An 18,314-nucleotide genomic window follows, 5' to 3' on the forward strand; every position below is an offset into this window, starting at 1 on the left:
CTGCCTAGGATCCGATCGCTTCGTTCTCCGCCTGCCAGATGCCGGTTCCCTGAATCCAAGCAAGCGCGGCGTCCGCATCCGGCGCCAGCACGTTCACATGGCCCATCTTGCGGCCCGGCTTGGCCTCGGCCTTGCCGTACAGATGCAGCTTGGGCGCGACGCCGAGGCGCTCCGCCTCGCTGTCGCGGACGCTCAGCCGAGCGATCGCCGGCTCGACATGCTGGCCGAGCAGGTTGGCCATGACGACCGGGCTCAGCAGCGACGGATCGCCGAGCGGCAGCCCGCAGACGGCGCGCACATGCTGCTCGAACTGCGAGGTGCGGCAGGCTTCCATCGTATAGTGGCCGCTGTTGTGCGGGCGCGGCGCCAGCTCGTTGACGTACAGCTCGCCGTCCGCCGTCAGGAACAGCTCGACCGCGACGAGGCCGACCGCGCCCAGCTGCTCCACGATGCGCAGCGCGAGCCGCTCCGCCTCCGCCAGCACGTCCGGCGCGACCCGCGCCGGCACGATCGACAAGTGGAGGATGTTGTCCACGTGGACATTCTCCGCGGGCGGGAACGCCCGCACCTCGCCGAGCGAGCTGCGCGCCGCGACGACGGACAGCTCCTTGGCGAAGCGGATGAACTGCTCCAGCACGAGATCCGTGCCCGCCCGCGACAGCTCGGCATAGGCGGCGGGAATCTCCTCCTCGCTGCGGATGACCCACTGGCCCTTGCCGTCGTAGCCGCCGGTCGCCGTCTTGAGCACGGCCGGCAGCCCGAGCCGGGCTGCCGCCTCGCGCAGCTCGTCCTCGCTGCGGATCTCCGCATAGGGAGCGACGCGCGCGCCCGCCGCCTCGACGGCGCGCTTCTCGCGCAGGCGATGCTGCGTCGTGTAGAGCAGCTCGCTGCCCTGCGGCACATAGGATTGCTCCATCAGCATCGAGGCGACGCCGGCGTCGACATTCTCGAACTCATAGGTGATGACGTCGCAGCGCTCCGCCAGCTCCCGCGCCGCCTCGCGGTCGTCGTACGCGGCGCGGATGCCGCCGCCGACCTGGGCGGCCGGGCCGTCCTCGGTGGGATCGAGGGCGACGAAGCGATAGCCCATCGCGCTGCCGGCGAGCGCCAGCATGCGGCCGAGCTGCCCGCCGCCGAGCACGCCTACGGTCGCGCCGGGCAAGACGACGCGGGCCTGCTCCGGCGTCACCGCCGCTCCGCCGGGACCGAGCGCCGCGTCCTTGCCGGGCGCGCTCACAGCAGCTCCTCCCCGCTCGCGAGCACCCGCTCGCGCGTCGCATCCCGCCGCGCCTGGACGCGCGCCTGCACGGCCGGGTCGAAGGCGCCGAGCATCTGCGCCGCCAGCAGGCCGGCGTTGGTGCCGCCGGCCGCGCCGATCGCCACCGTGGCGACCGGAATCCCGGCCGGCATCTGCACGATCGACAGCAGCGAGTCCATCCCGCTCAGCGCGGACGACTTGACGGGTACGCCAATGACCGGAAGAGGCGTCTTGGACGCGACCATTCCGGGCAGATGAGCCGCTCCGCCGGCTCCCGCGATAATGACCTTGAGCCCGCGCTCCGCGGCGCTCTCGGCGTAGTCGAACATCAGGTCCGGCGTCCGGTGGGCGGACACGACCCGCTTCTCGTAGGCGATGCCGAGCTCGTCCAGCACCTCGCATGCAAGCTTCATCGTTTCCCAATCCGACTTGCTGCCCATGATGACGCCTACGCTTGCACCCATCTCTTCATCCCGCCTTCGCCTGATTATGGAGGTACAAAAAAATCCCGCGGAACGAAAGACGCTCCGCCCTCTCGTGAAGAGAGGGCGGGAGGGCCGTCCAGCCTGCGGGATCGCAGAGCGGCGCGGCGGCCGGGCGCCGAAACACGCGCGCCGGAAACGGCGCCGCTCTGCCCGAAGCGCCTATGCGGAGCTTCGGTTCTTCCCGTAGTCCGGCGATTCCGGTCGCCGGGTAGAAACGTTCGGGCCGATTCCCGAATATATACGAGGAGTATGCGATTATCGGGCAACCCGGACGCCGCGCGTCCCTGCTCGCCCTATTCCAAGATTCGACATCTGCGAGGCGAGCCAAACCCGGCTGCCCCGCTTTGCTTTCCTAGTGTACCAATCCGACTTGGCACTGTCAACTGCGGAAAGCGAACATTGCGAAGATAATATCCATCCATAGTTCGTCTTTCAACATTTCCGTCCTGAAGGCTGCTGCCGCTCTCAGAGGCCGCTTCCTGGCGCTTCGTTTCGACGGGACATGCCGCAGCGACACAAGCTTTTCCGCCTCCCGCAAGCTCTGGATGCCGCATGGCAGGAAGCGCTTTCGACGGAAGAGGGCAGGCCCGGGTCCGCCGAACCGGTCTAAAAAAGCCAACCTGCCGAATATGGCAGGTTGGCTTCCATCGCCTTAAAACCGAACATCTCCATTCAAGGGGATGTGATGTTAGCTGACACGAAAACGATCGTTCCGCACCGGCCCATCCTCCCCATCCGAACCATTTTGAACGTCAGGACATCCAGAACGTCTTGTCCTTGGCCGCGATGCGCCGCCCTTCCGGAACGTTCATGCCCGGATAGCCGAGGTAGATGAAGCCGACTAGCTCTTCTCCGTCCTTGAGCCCGAACGCCGACTTCATCGACGAATGATGCATCGGCTCGCCGCTGCGCCAGACGGCGCCGAGCCCTTCCTCATGCGCCGTCAGCAGCATGTTCTGCACGGCGCAATGGACGGCCGCGAACTCCTCCGAGCGGATGACCCGGGGATTCGTCGAGGGCGAGCAGGCGACCGCGATGACGACCGGGGCACGCATCGCCTTCGCTTCCTCTCGCGACAGGCGGACTTCCTTTTCCTCGGGATCCAGTCCAGCCAGCGAATCGAGCGCCGCATTGGCATAAGCGCTGCCCAGCACTCGCCGCCCTTCGCCCGTCATGACAAAAAACTTCCACGGCTCCGTATGGTGATGATTGGGGGCCCATACCGCCGATTCCAGAATGCGCTCAATCTTCTCCTTCTCAACCGGCAGATCCAGCACCTTGCCGATGCTTCTCCGCTGCCGGATCGCTTGCTGCAGCTCCATCCGCTTCCCCTCCTCTGCAAAGTCAGGTCCGGACCATCCATGCATTCGGACATTGCTTCTTCTATTATAACGAGCCGGGCGATCCGTGGAAACCTTGGGCAAAGTTAATTATTCAGCAGTCAAACAACTATGGAGGACGCGCGGCATAGAGTTGAACGACGGCCACCTCAGCCAAAACAAAAAAGCCGCCTCCGCGCGCCGAATGGCGCGAGAGGCGGCTGCTGCATGCCGCAGGCTGGCGGTCCGCCGGCCTCCCCGCCTGGGCGGGACAGGACGGCGGACCCGAGCGGGATCAGCCCGCTCCGAGGTACAGGTAGCGGAGCACGATCAGCAAGGCGAGAATCCACATGAGCGGATGGATGTTGTATTTCTTGCCGGCTTTGCCGGTCAGGTTGGCCAGCAGCGCAAGCAGGACGTACGACACGATGCCGAAGCTGATGCCGTTGGCGATGTTGTACGTGAACGGCATCATGATGATGATGAAGAACGAAGGAACGGCGTAGACCATGTCCTGGAAGTCGATCTCCTTGACGGACTGCATCATGAGCAGGCCGACGAGGATGAGCGCCGCCGCCGTCGCGGAGCCCGGGATGAGCGCCACGAGCGGAGCGAGGAAGATCGACAGCAGGAAGCAGATGCCGGTCGTGACGGCCGTCAGGCCGGTGCGGCCGCCCTGGGCGATGCCGGAGGAGCTTTCGACGAAGGCCGTGACGGTGCTCGTGCCGAGCATCGCGCCGCCGCTGACGCCGACCGCATCGACGAACATCGCTTTGCCGACGCGCTTCTTGCCTTCCTCGGGATTTTTCATGAAGCCGGCGCGGTTGGCCGTGCCGACGAGCGTGCCGAACGTGTCGAACAGCTCGACGAACGTGAACGTGAGCACGACGGTGATGAGGCCGACCTGCATGACGCCGGCGAAGTCGAAGTGCCAGAAGTTGAGCTCGCCGAAGTCCGGCAGCCACGTCGGGTTCTCCGCCATCGTCGGCAGGTTGCCCGTGAGCCAGGCGACGAGCGTCGTGCCGAGGATGCCCCACAGGAACGCGGCCGGCACGCGCAGCACCATCAGCACGGCGATGAGCAGCAGGCCGAGGATCGTCAGGTAGACGGACGGGTTATGGATGTCGCCCATGTGGATGACCGTCTCGAAGCTGAGCAGGTTGGTGAAGGTGCCTTTTTCGACGTCGGTGACCGCGGTCTCCGCGGCGATCGTCATGATGCCGCTGTTCTTGAGGCCGACGACGGCGATGAACAGGCCGATGCCGACCGTGATCGCGTGCTTGAGGCTGTCCGGCACGGCGGTGATGAGCATCTGGCGGATCTGCGTCACCGTCAGGATGAGGAAGATGATCCCGGAGATGAAGACAGCGGTCAGGCCCATCGCCGGCGAGATCGGATTGCCCGTCCCCTGCGAGGCGATGATGGTGGCGGCGAAGTAGGCGTTGAGGCCCATGCCCGGCGCGAGCGCGACCGGGAAGTTGACGAACAGGCCCATCGCGATCGTGAAGATGCCTGCCGCCAGCGCAGTCGCGAGGAACACTGCGGTCCAGCTCAGGCCGGACGCCGAGAGGATGCTCGGGTTGACGGCCAGGATGTAGGCCATCGTCATGAACGTCGTGAGGCCGGCCATGATTTCGGTGCGGATGGTGGTGCCGTTTTCCTTGAGCTTGAAGAAGCGCTCCATGCTGCTTGTCCCCCCTGGACAGTTGGATTGGCTGGCGCCCGAGGCGCTCCCTTCGCGGGAGCGGCCTCGGGCCTTGCTTTCGGAAAAGCAAAAAGGAGAGCGCGCGGCAGCTGGCGGGCAGCTGCCGGAAGCGTCTCTCCCGGATCGTCCGGAGCGGAAATGGTCCCGGCTCCGCTCCCTGCCGCCCCGACGGCCGGCAACAGCCGGACGATGAAGGCGACAGCGAGCGGGGCGCAAGCGGCTTCCGCTCCGAACTTTCGTAGCCTGGTCATTTACGGTGACCGAGTAGAGACTTCCGGGCCGATCCCCGGAATTATACGAAAGTTGCGTTGGATATCAATCAGAACGTAACTAATTTACCTTCATTTTCGACATAAGTCAACCGATCTCTTTGATTTTCGGCTTATTTTCCGAACATTATCCAACATCCGGGAAAAACCGTCAGCGCTCGGCGTCCGCGGCCGCGGCCGGAGGACGCAGGCGCGCGAGCGCCAGCCCGATCATGCCGAACAGCAGGAACGCTCCGCCCAGCAGCCAGAACAGGCTGCCGGCCGCGCCGTACCGGAGGCCGAAGCCGCCGACGACCGGACCGGCGATGCTGCCGACGGAGAAATGGATCGAGGCGAGCACGTTCGCTCCCGGCAGCAGATGGCGAGGCAGCTGGTCGGCCGCATAAGCGAGGCCGAGCGAGAAGAACGAGCCGACGAGGCCGCCGGCCAGCGCCAGCAGCGCGGCGACGAGGACGACGCTGTCGCCCGCGGCCGGAATGCAGGCGAACAGCACGCCGCCTCCGAGCCCGCAGCCGATCAGCACGGGCAGACGGCCGATCCGGTCGCTGAGCGAGCCGAGCGGCAGCTGCAGCAGCAGGCCGCCGAGGCCGAGCGCCGGCAGCAGCGCGCTGATCGCTTCGCGGTTCAGGCCGATCTGCGTGCCGTACAGCGGGAAGCTGCTGTTCATCGACGCTTCCATGATGCCGTACAGCATCGCCGGCAGCAGCGCGTACCAGGCGATCCGATACACCTTCAGGTAGCGCGCGGCGCCCGTCGCCTCGCCCGGCTCGGCCGCTTCCGGCCGCTCCTTGGCCGGCAGGCCGAGCGCGAGCAGCAGCACGACGGCGTACAGCCCGGCGCTGACGAGGAACGGCGCCGCTTCGCCGAAGTGCAGCAGGTTGATGCCGAGTGGACCGATGCTGAAGCCGACGCCGTAGGACATGCCGTACAGCGAGATGAAGGTGCCGCGGCGGCTCGCCGGCGCGCGGCTGACCATCCAGAGCTGGGTGGCGAAATGCATGCCGCTGTCGCCGACGCCGATGACGAGGCGCAGCAGGAACCACGCCGTCAGCGAGCCTGCCGTCAGCGGGAACAGCAGCGTGGCGGCGGTGATGAGGACGATGCCCGTCACAATGACGGCCTTGAAGCCGAAGCGCCGCACCGGACGCTCGATGAAGAACATCGTCGAGAACGTCCCGATGTAAAGCGCCATCGAGTTGAGGCCGTTGACGTCCTCGGGCACGCCCGCGCGCTCGAGCAGGATCGCGAGCAGCGGCAGCAGCAGCCCTTGGCTCGCTCCGGCCGTGACGACGACGGCGAGCAGCACGAGCAGCCGGTAGCTGACGAGCCGCTCGGGCGGCTCGAGGAACGGACTGGCGGAAGCAGGTGGATTCATGTCGGGATGATGGCTCCTTCGTTCGATCGCTTTGCAAAAATTTCCCCGAAGCTGCGGACAGGAGAAATTTTTTTCGTCCGAAATTCGCTTAAATTTTACCATAATGAAGCTGATGCAAAAAAGGAACGGCCGGCCGATGCCGAGCCGTTGTTCCGTCCTTGCACAAAAAGAAAGCCTGTTGCTCGAGCGGGCTGCCGAGAAGCATACCCGCCCTTTTTTGATGGATTTGGAAGAAACTGTCCAATTCATGCTTTCAACAGCCATAATGTCATGAATTCTTCCGTGAAATAAACTTCCAACCGCTACGGACGGAAGGGCGCCTGCTGCCAATCGTCCATCTTGTAAACTTTCTTAACATTTAATAGACTGATGGCGTCAACTACTATTACATAGAGTGGAGGAACTTGTCTGATGTCTGCATCCTTATCCCCCAAGCGCCTGCTCGTCTACGCCCTCGCCGTCTCGCTGCTGATCGGCCTGCTGGCCGCCTTCGGCGCGCCGCGCGCAAGCGCCGCCGAAGCGGCGGCGATTCCGCCGCTGCCGCAAGCCGCGAAATCGTCGCCGCTGCCGAACGTCATCGTCATCGGCACCGGAGGCACGCTCGCCGGCAAGGCGAACGCCCCGACCAGCTTCCAAAGCTATCGGGCCGGCACCTACCTGATCGCCGATCTCGTCAAGCAGCTGCCCGGCAAAAGCCAGCTCGCCGACGTGTCGACCTACCAATTCGGCAATAAAGGCTCCGGCGGCTACACGATTCCGGAGCTGCGCGAGCTGTCGCTCGCGGTCGACGAGGCGCTCCGCATCTACGACGGCGCCGTCGTCACGACGGGCACCGATACGATGGAGGAGATCGCCTACTTCCTCGATCTGACCGTGCGCAGCGAAAAGCCGGTCGTCGTCACCGGCGCGATGCGGCCGTGGGACGTCATCGGCACCGACGGGCCGGCCAACCTGTTCAACGCGATCAAGCTTGCCGGCAGCGGCAAGACGACCTCGTTCGGAACCGTCCTCATGCTGAACGACTACATCCACGCGGCGCGCGACGTGACGAAGAGCAACTCGCATCGGATGGACACGTTCGAAACGCCGATGCTCGGAGCGCTCGGCTACATCGACGAGAAGAACATCCGCATCTACCGCGCGCCGGGACGAGCCGGAAAAGCCGGCACCGCCGCCTGGAAGACGCCGTTCGACCTGACCCGGATCGCGCCCGAGGCGCTGCCGAAGGTGGAGGTCGCCTATGTGTATCAAGCGGCAGGAGCAGGCGCGATCAACGGCTTCGTCAAGGACGGCGCCAAAGGCATCGTCACCGCCGGCACCGGCGCGGGCGGATTGTCGTCGGCGATGAGCGCGGCGCGGTCCGAAGCGATCAAAAAAGGCGTGCTGTTCGTCACGACGACCCGCACCGGCTCCGGCACGATGTATCCGGGAAGCTCGCCCGGCATCATCGCCGGCGACAGCCTGAACGCCCAGCACGCGCGCATCCTGCTGCTGCTCGGCCTCGCCTTCTCCAGTGACTTCGACACGATCAAGGGCTGGTTCGCCGACTATGGCACTGGCGCGGCCAGCGCCGCCAGCACCGCCAGCGCAGCGGAATAAAGGAGGACAAGACCAATGGCTACCTTGCTGACCACGCTCAAACGCTCCGCCGCTCTCGCGGCGATGCTCTCCCTTGCCGCCGGCGCCTTCGCGGCGTCCGGCCCCGTCCCTGCCGCTGCGGCCGCCGAGGCCGCTGCGATCAGCGCCAATCCGTTCGCGCCGACGGTGGAGATTCCCGCCGTGCCGGAGGCTTTTCACACCTCCGAGCTGCCTGACGTCATCGTCGTCGCCACCGGCGGCACGCTGGCCGGCAAGGCGGCGGACGGGACGAGCTTCCAGAACTACCGCGCCGGCACCTACCTCATGGAGGACCTCGTCGCGCAGCTGCCCGGCAAGGAGAAGATCGCCGACGTCGAGACGGCGCAATTCGGCAACAAGGGATCCGGCAGCTACAGCCTGCAGGACCTGTACGACCTGTCGCAGACGGTGGACGCCGCGCTGGAGAAGTACGACGGCGCGGTCGTGACGACCGGCACCGACACAATGGAGGAGATCGCCTACTTCCTCGACCTGACCGTGCGCAGCGAAAAGCCGGTCGTCGTCACCGGCGCGATGCGTCCGTGGGACGTCATCGGCACCGACGGGCCGGCCAACCTGTACAACGCGATCAAGCTCGCCGGCAGCGGCAAGACGAAGGGCTACGGCACCGTCGTCATGCTGAACGACGTCATCCAGACGGCGCGTGACGTGACGAAGTCGAACGCCCACCGGATGGATACGTTCGAGACGCCGGCGCTCGGCGCGCTCGGCTACATCGACGAGAAGAACATCAGCCTCTACCGCCTCACCGCGCGGGCGATGGCGTCCGGCACGCCGCAGTGGCGCACGCCGTTCGACCTGACGTCGATCGCCAAGAGCAACTTCCCGGCCGTCGAGATCGCCTATGCCTACCAAGGCGCGGGCGGAGGCGCGATCAAGCAGTTCGCCCTGGACGGCGTCAAAGGCATCGTCACCGCCGGCACCGGCGCCGGCGGCCTGTCCGCGGAAATGAGCGCCGCCCGTGCCGAGGCGATTGAAAAAGGCGTGCTGTTCGTTACGACGACGCGCACCGGCTCCGGCACGATGTACCAAGGCAATACGCCGGGCATCATTGCCGGCGACAGCCTGAACGCCCAGCATGCGCGCATCCTGCTGACGCTCGCGCTGGCGTTCAGCTCCGACTATGATACCGTCAAAGGATGGTTCCAGACGATCGGCACGCAGGACGTGCCCGCCTCCGGCACGGTCGAGCCGGCCGCTCCGGCTCCGGAGCTCGCCGCCAGCGACCTGACCGGCCACTGGGCCGAGGAGCCGGTCAAGCGGGCGGCCTCCTACGGCATCGCCGCCGGTTATCCCGACGGCACGTTCGGCCCCGACAAGCCGGTCACCCGCGCCGAGTTCGCCGTCATGCTGATGAACGCGCTGAACGTGCAGCCGGCCGTCGAGGGCGAGCCGTTCGCCGACGCCGCCTCGATCGGCGAGTGGGCGCAGACGGCCGTCGCGCAGGCCAAGCAGCTCGGCATCGTCAAAGGCTATGCCGACGGCAGCTTCAAGCCGAACGCGCTCGTCACGCGCGCCGAGATGGCGGCGATGGTCGGAGCGGCTCTCGGCCTGCAGCAGCCGGCGGACGGCCGCACTACGTTCGCCGACGACGCCGCGATCCCGGCCTGGGCGATCCCGGCTCTGAACGGCATCCGCCAAAAAGGGCTGATCGACGGCCGCGACGGCAACCGCTTCGAGCCGTCCGCGGCGACGACGCGCGCGGAAGCGTCCGTCCTGCTCGTGCGGATGCATGATCTCGGCTGAGCAGCCTGATTTCCAACATCAAAAACGCCCTTTGCCCGACGAAACCGTCTGGCAAAGGGCGTTTCTCGTTTGGCTCAGCGGGCTATTCCCACTCGATCGTCGCCGGCGGCTTGGACGTGATGTCGTAGACGACGCGGTTGACGTTGTCGACCTCGTTGACGATGCGCACGGAGATCTTCTCCAGCACGTCCCACGGAATGCGCGCCCAGTCGGCGGTCATGCCGTCGATCGACGTCACGGCGCGGATGCCGACCGTGTACGAGTACGTGCGGGCGTCGCCCATGACGCCGACGCTGCGCATGCCCGGCAGCGCCGTGAAATACTGCCAGATCTCGCGGTCGAGGCCCGCTTTGGCGATCTCGTCGCGCAGGATCGCGTCGGACTCGCGCACGATCTCGAGCTTCTCGTCCGTCACTTCGCCGAGCACGCGGATCGCGAGGCCCGGACCCGGGAACGGCTGGCGCCAGACGATCGCGTCCGGAAGGCCGCATTCGGAGCCGACCTTGCGGACCTCGTCCTTGAACAGCGCGCTCAGCGGCTCGACGAGCTTGAACGTGATGTCCTCCGGCAGGCCGCCGACGTTGTGATGGGACTTGATCGTCTGCGCGGTCGCGGTGCCGCTCTCGACGATGTCCGTATACAGCGTGCCCTGGGCGAGGAATTCGAAGTTCGCGAACTTGGCGGACTCCTCCTGGAACACGTAGATGAACTCGTTGCCGATGATCTTGCGCTTCTGCTCGGGATCGGACACGCCGCGCAGCTTGCCGAGGAAGCGCTCGCTCGCGTCGACCTTGACGACCTCCATGCCGAACTTGCCGACGAACGTCTCCATGACGCTCTCCGCCTCGCCCTTGCGCAGCAGGCCGTGGTCGATGAACATGCATGTCAGGCGGTCGCCGATCGCCTTGTGGACGAGCATGGCCACGACGGAGGAGTCGACGCCGCCCGACAGCGCGCACAGCACGCGGCCGGTCTCGCCGACCTGCGCGCGGATGTCGCGGATCGCGTCGTCGATGAACGTCTCCATGCTCCAGTTGCCCTCGCAGCCGCATACCGTATAAAGGAAGTTGCGGATCATGTCGTTGCCGTAGACGGAGTGGCGCACCTCCGGGTGGAACTGCACGGCGTAGAAGTTCTTCTCCGGATGGCTCATGGCCGCGATCGGCGCATGTTCCGTTCCCGCATCCAAGCGGAAGCCCTCCGGCATCTCCACGACGAGGTCGGTATGGCTCATCCATACCGTCTGGCGGTTCTCCAGGCCGAGCGCGAGCGCCGCGCCTTCGGCGAACGTCACGTCGGCGCGGCCGTACTCGCGCTTGCCGGCGCGCTGCACCTTGCCCTTGAGCTGATGGCTCATCAGCTGCATGCCGTAGCAGATGCCGAAGATCGGCAGGCCGAGCTCGTAGATCTCCGGATCGACCATCGGCGAGTTTTCTTCATAGACGCTTGCCGGCCCGCCGGAGAACACGATCCCCTTCGGCGCCAGCTCGCGGATCTTGGAAGCCGGAGTGTTGTACGGCAGCAGCTCGCTGTAGACGCCGAGATCCCGGATGCGCCGAGCAATCAGCTGGTTGTACTGTCCTCCGAAATCGAGAACCACGATCATTTCATTAGGCTTGTTCACGCCCGAACCTCCCTCAGTCAATTGGACTCATTCTATCAAAGCGGCTTCCGGCCAGTCAAGGCGGGAAGCCGCGCGGCTTCGCGGCCGGACGGCCGCCGGCGAGGGCGGCGCGGGCGCGGAGCAGCGGCCCCGGGACGGGGCCGGCGGAGACAGGGCCACGGGCGGGGCCGGCGGAGACAAGGCCAAGGGCGGGGCCGGCGGGCGAAGGCGTGGGCCGGGCGCGGTGCGTCAGGCGCGGGCCCGGCGGCCTGGCGCGGCCACGGGCGGGGACGGCAGGCGAAGGCGCGGGACGGGCGCGCAGGAGCGGCGGCTGCGAGCGGGATTTCCGCGCGTAGCAGCAGGCTTCGCTGCACGAGGAGCTGCGGCTGCGCGCACGATTTTTGCGCGTAGGAGCTTCGCCGCGCGGAGCGTCAGGCGCGGGCCCGGCGGACGAGCGCCAGCGCGGCGGCAAGCTCCGCCGCCGCAGGGCCGCGCCAGGCCGCCGGCGCCGCGAAGCGCGCGGCCTCGGCCCAGGCCGCGAGCCGGCGCAGCTGCGCGGCGGCCGCCGGCGCCAGCCGCGGCGCGAGCGCCTCGGCGCGCTCGGCCGGGCCGCCGCCGAGCGGCGGCGACGCGCCGTGCCGGCGCTCGAGCGCGCGCAGCTGCGCCTCCGCGGCGGCAAGCAGCGCGGCCCGCTGCGCGGCGCGGCGGCTGCGGCTGCGGCGCTCGCCGCCGGCCGCCAGCGCGTAGCGGCGCAGCGCCAGCGCGAGGCGCAGCCGCGAGCGCAGCGCCGGCGAGGCCAGCGCGGCCGCGAGCGCGCCCAGCGCGGCGACGGCCGCGAGCGCGCCGGGCTGCGCCAGCGTGCGCGCGAGCTCGGCCGCGCGGCCGGCCGCTGCGCCCGCGGCCTCGCGCAGCCGCGAGCCGGCGGCTGCGCCGGGCTGCGGCGCCGGGCTCGGCTCAGCCGCCGCTCCGGCTGCGGCGGCAGCGGCCGCAGCCTCGGGCGGCTGCGCGGCGCCAGCCGCGTACCCCGGCGTCGGGTCGAACGCGACCCACCCGACGCCGGGAAAATAAACCTCCACCCAGGCATGCGCGTCCAGCCCGCTGACCCGGTAGACGTCTCCTCCGGCTCCGGCCGCGGCGCTCCCGAGCGCCGCGCGGACTTCCGCAGGAGCTTTTCCCGACGCCGTCTCCTCGCCTGGAGCGAATCCCTTCACCCACCGGGCCGGAATGCCGACCGAGCGCAGCATGACCGCCATCGCCGTCGAGAAGTGCACGCAGTAGCCGAGCTTCCGCTCGAACAGAAACTGGTCGACCAGGTCCTGCCCCGGCGCGGGCGCTTCGGTCTCCGTCAGCGAGTAGCGATAATGCGCCTTCAAGTAGTCGCTCACCGCGACGACCTGCCCGTATCGGTCTGCCTGGCCGGCGGTCGCCGAAGCGGCGAGCTCCTTCACCCGCTGCGGCAGCGAGGCCGGCAGCTGCAGCGCCGCCTTCAGCTCAAGCTCGAGCTGGAGCGCCGCCTCGCCGGCCTCCGCCGTCGCCGCTCCTGCGGCCGCCGTCCGCCGGGCCTTCCCTTCTTGTCCGTTCCCGCTCTCTTGCGCGCTGTTCGAAGCGGCGCCCGATTGACGGAGCTGCTCCGCCGTCGGCCGGACGAGTTCCGACACGACCGTATAGCCCAGCGCCCCGCCGGCCGCCTGGGGCAGATAGACGGCTCCGCCGCCGCTTTCGCTCAAATAGGACGTCCAGTCCCTGTACGCTTCGGCCGCCGGCGACCGGGCCGACAGGATCGCTGCCGCCGTGCCGGCCGCAGGCAGCGGCATCCCTTCCTCCAAACGAGGCAGCCAGACCGACTGCCGGATCGTTTCCGCGCCTCCGCTTTCCGTGCCTTGGCTCGCCGTGACTTTGCTCTCCGTGCCTTGGCTCGCCGTGTCCTCCGGCTCCGTGCTCGCCGGCTGCGCCCCTTCTACTGCCGCACTTGCTTTCCCCGGCACAGCCGCCCCCGGACCAACGGGCCGCGCTACGAGCTCGCCGCCCTCTTCCCGCCAGCCTTGGCCGGTATAGACGGTTTTCTCCTCCATCCTCCAGTAAAGAGGCTCGGGAGAAACCGCCCAGAACAGCGTGCGGTCGGATTGCCGCAGCGGCGCCCCGAGCCGCGTATCGTCCAGGCCGTAGCCCGTTTCGGCGGCGGCGCCGCCCGCCCCGGCCTCCGCAGCCGCCTGCCCGCCTGCGCCGGTGAAGATCGGCGACTGGCGGATCGCCCCCGCCCCGTCCTGCGATGCGGATGCGCGGATCGCCTGCTGCGCAGCCAGCGCCCAGTCGGCCGGCCGCTCCGCAGTCGTCTTGCCCGCCGAAAGTCCGGCCGCGCCGAGGGCGAGCAGAGCGGCTATCCCGCCGCTTGCCGCCCACCAGCGCCAAGGCGGCATCTCCGCACTGGCGGTGGCAGCGGAAGAGGGAGGCGCCCCTGAGCCCGCAGCGTCCGCCTGACGCCGCTTCAGCCGATGCAGGGTGAGCAGCGCGGCCAGCAGCACGCCTTCGGCCGACGCGCGCGCCAGATTCGGAAGCGTGTTCAGCCCGAACCATTCGCTCAGCGCCCACAGATAAGCCGCCGTCAGCCCGAGCAAGCCGATGCCCCACTGCCGGATCCAGACGAGCGTCTGCAGCGCCGAGAGCAGGATCGACAGCCCAAGCAGCAAGCAAAAGGCCTGTCCGACGCCGGACATCGCGGCTGGACCGCCGGCAAGCAGCTGTCCGGCATCCTGCGCCAGCTGCCCCGGCAGTCGCGGCAATCCCGAGATGCCGGACCAGCCGTCCGGGCCTTCGCCGATCCAGCCCGCCCCCGCCGTCACGACGGCGAGCCGGAGCAGCAGCGAAGCCCAGCCGGGCAGCAGCCAGACGCCGGCAAGCAGCAGCAAGCCGGCAATGGCGGCCAGCCCGCCGATGCGGTAGGCGTCGTTCCACTGCGGCAGCCGCCCGAGCGGCAGCAGCCACTCCGTCAGCAAGCCGAGCAGCAGCAGGCTTGCCGCGGCCCGGAGCGGCCAGCGAAGGAGGCCACCGGCATGCTCCAGGCGCGCATGGCGGCTCGAGGCCGATGGACGGACAGCGGAACCGACGCCGGTCGGAGCGGACGGCGAACGCCTTGTCGGAGCCAGGCTGCTGCCCGGCTTCGACAAGGCGCTTCCGCCAACGGTCGACGGTGCGCTTCCGCTCGCCGAGTTTCCGCCGACTGCGCTTCCCTTGCCTCCGCTGCCTGCCGTCCCGCCGACCATGCCTCGCCCCGGCGTTCCGACGGCCTTTCCTGCCTGCGCCGAACCGGCTTGCTTCCAGGCTGCTCCCTGCAGCACCAGTCCGGCCGAAAAGTCGTTCGAGCCGCTGTCCTTCATGCCGTACCTCCTCCATTCGTTGCGAGCGGCGTCGGCCGGAGCCTCGCAAGCGTCGTGTGCCGAACCGTTGCAGCTTGGTCCGCGCAGGTGGCCTCGTTCCCGCTCTTCCGTGCCCGAGCTGCTCGGTTTTTCCGCGCAACTAACCTCGTTCCCGCTCTTCCATGCCCGAGCTGCTCGGTTTTTCCGCGCAACTAACCTCGTTCCCGCTCTTCCATACCCGAGTTGCTCGGTTTTTCCGCGCAACTCTCCTCGTTCCCGCTCTTCCGTGCCCGAGCTGCTCGGTTTTTCCGCGCAACTCCCCTCGTTCCCGCTCTTCCGTGCCCGAGCTGCTCGGTTTTTCCGCGCAACTCTCCTCGTTCCCGCTCTTCCGTGCCGAGCTGCTCGGTTTTTCCGCGCAACTCTCCTCGTTCCCGCTCTTCCGTGCCCGAGCTGCTCGGTTTTTCCGCGCAACTCCCCTCATTCCCGCTCTTCCGTGCCCGAGCTGCTCGGTTTTTCCGCGCAACTCTTCGCGCCGCTGCCGGGTTCGCGGGGGCTCAGCGCCAGACCGTCCAGCTTCCGCTTTCGCTCCCGATCGCGCGCCCGCTCCAGCTCCGGCTTGCCCCTCCGGCTCCGCCGTCGTGCTCGCGCACGCTCGCGCTCGCGCGCCAGGCGCGGCATCTCGACGCTTCCAGCGGCAGCCAGACCAGCTCGACGCCCGCCTCGGCCGCCCATCGCTCCCGCTCGCGCCGCGCGGCCGCCGACAGCGCCGGCCCGATCGGCACGCGCAGCTCGAGCGGACAGCGGGCGGCGCGCGCGAGCTCCGCCAGCCGCTCCCAGCCGCCGCCGAGCGGCGTCAGCGCCGCGATGCGGCTGCCGGGCGCCAGCGAGCCGCTCCGCAGCAGCCGCTCCAGCGCCGCGTCCGCGCTGCCGCCTGGCTGGGGCTTGGCGGCAGCCAGCCGCCTAGCCGCAAGCGGCAAGCCGCGTCCGCCGGCCACCCCAAGCGGCGGCTCCGCTCCGGCGGCAAGCCGCGCGGCCCAACCGGCAGCGGCCGCGTCGCGCAGCAGCGCGGCCGCCTGCCCGGCGCAGGCGTCCAGCAGCGCGTCGGGTTCGGCGCTGGCGGAGCCGGGCAGCCCGCTCGCGCTCCCCAGACGCTGCCACAGCGCATGCTCCAGCTCCAGCAGCACGACGAGCTCCGGCGAGCCGGCCTGCTCGTCCTGACGCGTCTGCAAGCCGCGCCCGCGCGCCGCGGCCCTCCAATCGACCCGGCGAAGCGGGTCGCCCTCGCGATAGGCGCGCGTCAACGGGCCTCGGCCTGGCGCGCTTCGCGGATTGCCGCCGTCAGGCTGTCCACTGCCGCTCCCGGCCGCAAGGGAGCGCGGACTGCCGGCAGCCACGGCGCCGAGCGGCGGCCCTTCCGGCTCGGGCAGGACGGCGAACCCGTCCGGCGCCTCCAGCCGGACCGACGTCCATGCGAGCCCGAGCGGATCGGCAATGGAGACGGTGCAAGGCCCATACGCATATTCTCCGCGCCTGAGCGAGCCGATCCGGTAGGACACGGTCCATTCCTTTCGCAGCCAAGGCAGCGCCCAGCAGGTGAGCACGAGCGGCTGCTCCGAGACGCCGGTGCGCCGGCTCAGCTCCTCCCGCACCTGCACGAGCAGCAGCGGCGGCAGGCGCCGGCCGCTGAACCGCAGCCTCACCGCCGCTTCGCCCGCGTCGCCGCCGGCCTCAAGCACGCGCTCGAGGTGAAGGCTGCCGCCGCAGGTCCAGCTCCAAAGCGCCGGCAGCGCCGCCAGCAAGAGCAGGCCGCCGGCCCAAGCCGCCGCGAACCAATCGAGCGCCGCGCCGCGCGTCGCCGCCGCTCCGGCAGCGCCGCCGAACGCAAGCGCCAGCAGGCCTAGAGCCAGCCTTCGCGAGCGGGGCCGTCCTCGGCGATCCGCCGATTGCCGGCTTCGAGGCGCTGCGGCTGGCCGACGCCCGCCTCCAAAAGAAGCGGTAGGGAAGCTCGGCTGCCCTCCGCCGCCAGCAACGGCGGCCGCTCCACCCGTCGCGCTAATCCCAGTCGAGTTCGTCCCGGCCCCTCCGACAGCCGCGCTACCCCCAGTTCGGTCCGTCCTTGCCGCTCCTGCCGCGCTCCTCCCAGCAACGCCTGGAACGGCGGTCCCTCCGCCCATCGCGCTTATCCCAGCCGAGTTCGTCCCGGCTCCGCCTCCCGCGCTCCCCCCGGCAACGCTCCTCGCTCCTTGGCGCAGCCCGGAGAACGGTCCGCCTCCCACGCTCATCGCCCGGCCGCCTTGCCGCCGGGCAGCGGCGTCGCGGCCAGCAGCCGCTCCAGCACGCGCCGCGGCGCGGCTCGGTCCGGCTGCCCGTAAGCGCCGCGAGCGGCCAGCCGGTGCTCCAGCACCGGCCGGGCGACCGCCCGCAGATCGGCGGGGCGCACATAATCGCGTCCGCCGATGTAGGCGGCCGCCTGCGCCGCCCGCAGCCAGTCGCGCGAGGCGCGCGGGCTGGCGCCCAGCTCAAGCTCCGGCGCCGTGCGCGTCGCCTGCACGATCTGCACGATATAAGCGAGCAGCTCCGGGCTGCAATGGACGGCGCGGCTCTCTTCCGCCATCTGCTGCCACTGGCGCAGCGAGACGACGGGCCGCAGCTGCTCCGGCGCCTGGCGCTCGCCGGCCGCCAGCATTTCCAGCATGCGCGCCTCCTCCCGCGGCTCCGGATAGCCGATCGACAGGCGCATCATGAACCGGTCCATCTGCGCCTCCGGCAACGGGAACGTGCCCTCCCCGTCGAGCGGATTCTGCGTCGCGATGAGCAGCCACGGCTCCGGCAGCGGCCGGGTGACGCCGTCGACCGTGACGCGGCGCTCCTCCATCGCCTCGAGCAGCGCCGATTGCGTGCGCGGCGACGTGCGGTTGATCTCGTCCGCGAGCACGACGTTGGCCATGATCGGCCCTTCCCGATAAACGAACTCGCCCGAGCGCGCATCCCAGACGGATGAGCCCGCCACGTCGGCCGGCAGCAGGTCGGAGGTGAACTGGATGCGCCGAAACTGCCCGCCCAGCAGCCTCGCGAGCGCGCGCGCCAGCATCGTCTTGCCGACTCCAGGCACATCCTCGAGCAAAATATGGCCTCCAGCGAGCATCGCCGTCATTGCCAGCCCGATCGTCTCCCCTTTCCCGAGCAGCACGCTTTCCGAGCGGGCCGCCATGCGGGCGAGCAGCGCCCCCGGCGGCTCCGGCCACTCCTCCCGACTGTCCTCCGGGGCGCTCCGGTACGGGTCCCCCCAGACTTCTCGCTCCTGCTTCGGCTGCATGGCCATCGTCTCTCATCTCCCTTTTCCGCCTTCCAATCTAGCGGCCTCTTTGCTAGACAGTCTCCCCACTCGGCGAAAGGTTTAGACTTTCCCCCGCAGCCGCCCGCCCTTTTTCCGCAGCATGAGGCAGAAAGGCGCGGCCCTCTGACGGCGATGCCGCGAGATCGACAGGCTCGGCAGAGCGTTTGCCGCTTCCCGTGCCTATGAAAAAAACCATCCTTCTCCCGGTCTCCGGGAAAAAGATGGC

11 protein-coding genes and 2 riboswitches are annotated in these 18,314 nt (G+C 68.7%); of the genes, 2 read left to right on the plus strand and 9 right to left on the minus strand.

Features of this window, described 5'->3' with window-relative positions; translation table 11 throughout:
• Window positions 1-4 precede the first annotated feature (4 nt).
• The 5 genes from purK to NYE40_RS20905 all read right to left on the minus strand — a co-directional run bounded on the left by purK (window position 5) and on the right by NYE40_RS20905 (window position 6,411).
• On the minus strand, window positions 5-1,189 hold the full coding sequence (gene purK, locus NYE40_RS20885; RefSeq protein ID WP_339280089.1) for a 5-(carboxyamino)imidazole ribonucleotide synthase: 1,185 nt from the start codon (window positions 1,187-1,189) through the stop codon (window positions 5-7).
• Window positions 1,190-1,233: 44 nt separating this feature from the next.
• The gene (gene purE, locus NYE40_RS20890) at window positions 1,234-1,722 is read right to left on the minus strand and encodes a 5-(carboxyamino)imidazole ribonucleotide mutase (RefSeq protein ID WP_028598677.1); all 489 of its coding nucleotides are present in this window, start codon (window positions 1,720-1,722) and stop codon (window positions 1,234-1,236) included.
• A 185-nt stretch (window positions 1,723-1,907) separates the two neighbouring features.
• Window positions 1,908-2,007, minus strand: a riboswitch (purine riboswitch).
• Window positions 2,008-2,495: 488 nt separating this feature from the next.
• Entirely contained in the window at window positions 2,496-3,065 is a 570-nt protein-coding gene (locus NYE40_RS20895) for a nitroreductase (protein WP_153784294.1), read from the minus strand.
• Window positions 3,066-3,357: 292 nt separating this feature from the next.
• Window positions 3,358-4,746 (minus strand): NCS2 family permease, encoded by a 1,389-nt coding sequence (locus NYE40_RS20900; RefSeq protein WP_028598673.1) that lies wholly within the window; start codon window positions 4,744-4,746, stop codon window positions 3,358-3,360.
• Window positions 4,747-4,986: 240 nt separating this feature from the next.
• Window positions 4,987-5,087: riboswitch (purine riboswitch) on the minus strand.
• Between the two features lie 100 nt (window positions 5,088-5,187).
• Window positions 5,188-6,411 carry an MFS transporter gene (locus NYE40_RS20905; protein WP_084137120.1) on the minus strand — a complete coding sequence of 408 codons (1,224 nt, stop codon included), beginning with the start codon at window positions 6,409-6,411 and terminating at the stop codon, window positions 5,188-5,190.
• Between the two features lie 411 nt (window positions 6,412-6,822).
• Between NYE40_RS20905 and NYE40_RS20910 the strand changes: the two genes are divergently transcribed.
• On the plus strand, window positions 6,823-8,010 hold the full coding sequence (locus tag NYE40_RS20910) for an asparaginase (RefSeq protein WP_052333166.1): 1,188 nt from the start codon (window positions 6,823-6,825) through the stop codon (window positions 8,008-8,010).
• A gap of 15 nt (window positions 8,011-8,025) precedes the next feature.
• On the plus strand, window positions 8,026-9,795 hold the full coding sequence (locus NYE40_RS20915; RefSeq protein ID WP_339278894.1) for an asparaginase domain-containing protein: 1,770 nt from the start codon (window positions 8,026-8,028) through the stop codon (window positions 9,793-9,795).
• A gap of 82 nt (window positions 9,796-9,877) precedes the next feature.
• On the opposite strand, the gene guaA is transcribed toward NYE40_RS20915, so the two are convergent.
• The 4 genes from guaA to NYE40_RS20935 form a co-directional block, all read right to left on the minus strand.
• Window positions 9,878-11,419, minus strand: a complete 1,542-nt coding sequence (guaA, locus tag NYE40_RS20920; protein ID WP_101808217.1) for a glutamine-hydrolyzing GMP synthase — start codon at window positions 11,417-11,419, stop codon at window positions 9,878-9,880.
• A 410-nt stretch (window positions 11,420-11,829) separates the two neighbouring features.
• Window positions 11,830-14,772 carry a transglutaminase-like domain-containing protein gene (locus tag NYE40_RS20925; protein WP_339278895.1) on the minus strand — a complete coding sequence of 981 codons (2,943 nt, stop codon included), beginning with the start codon at window positions 14,770-14,772 and terminating at the stop codon, window positions 11,830-11,832.
• Window positions 14,773-15,305: 533 nt separating this feature from the next.
• Window positions 15,306-16,550: a DUF58 domain-containing protein gene (locus tag NYE40_RS20930; protein WP_339278896.1), complete on the minus strand. Its 1,245-nt coding sequence runs from the start codon at window positions 16,548-16,550 to the stop codon at window positions 15,306-15,308.
• Window positions 16,551-17,029: 479 nt separating this feature from the next.
• Window positions 17,030-18,073 (minus strand): MoxR family ATPase, encoded by a 1,044-nt coding sequence (locus tag NYE40_RS20935; protein ID WP_228551702.1) that lies wholly within the window; start codon window positions 18,071-18,073, stop codon window positions 17,030-17,032.
• Window positions 18,074-18,314: the final 241 nt, after the last annotated feature.

It is taken from the genome of Paenibacillus sp. FSL W8-1187 (assembly GCF_037965485.1).
Classification (GTDB): domain Bacteria; phylum Bacillota; class Bacilli; order Paenibacillales; family Paenibacillaceae; genus Paenibacillus_O; species Paenibacillus_O pasadenensis.

Excerpts from the sequence above, each read along its gene's own strand:
- purE (WP_028598677.1), bottom strand. The coding sequence starts at position 1,722 with ATGGGTGCAAGCGTAGGCGTCATCATGGGCAGCAAGTCGGATTGGGAA.
- NYE40_RS20895 (WP_153784294.1), bottom strand. The coding sequence starts at position 3,065 with ATGGAGCTGCAGCAAGCGATCCGGCAGCGGAGAAGCATCGGCAAGGTG.
- NYE40_RS20900 (WP_028598673.1), bottom strand. The coding sequence starts at position 4,746 with ATGGAGCGCTTCTTCAAGCTCAAGGAAAACGGCACCACCATCCGCACC.
- NYE40_RS20905 (WP_084137120.1), bottom strand. The coding sequence starts at position 6,411 with ATGAATCCACCTGCTTCCGCCAGTCCGTTCCTCGAGCCGCCCGAGCGG.
- NYE40_RS20910 (WP_052333166.1), top strand. The coding sequence starts at position 6,823 with ATGTCTGCATCCTTATCCCCCAAGCGCCTGCTCGTCTACGCCCTCGCC.
- NYE40_RS20915 (WP_339278894.1), top strand. The coding sequence starts at position 8,026 with ATGGCTACCTTGCTGACCACGCTCAAACGCTCCGCCGCTCTCGCGGCG.
- NYE40_RS20925 (WP_339278895.1), bottom strand. The coding sequence starts at position 14,772 with ATGAAGGACAGCGGCTCGAACGACTTTTCGGCCGGACTGGTGCTGCAG.
- NYE40_RS20935 (WP_228551702.1), bottom strand. The coding sequence starts at position 18,073 with ATGGCCATGCAGCCGAAGCAGGAGCGAGAAGTCTGGGGGGACCCGTAC.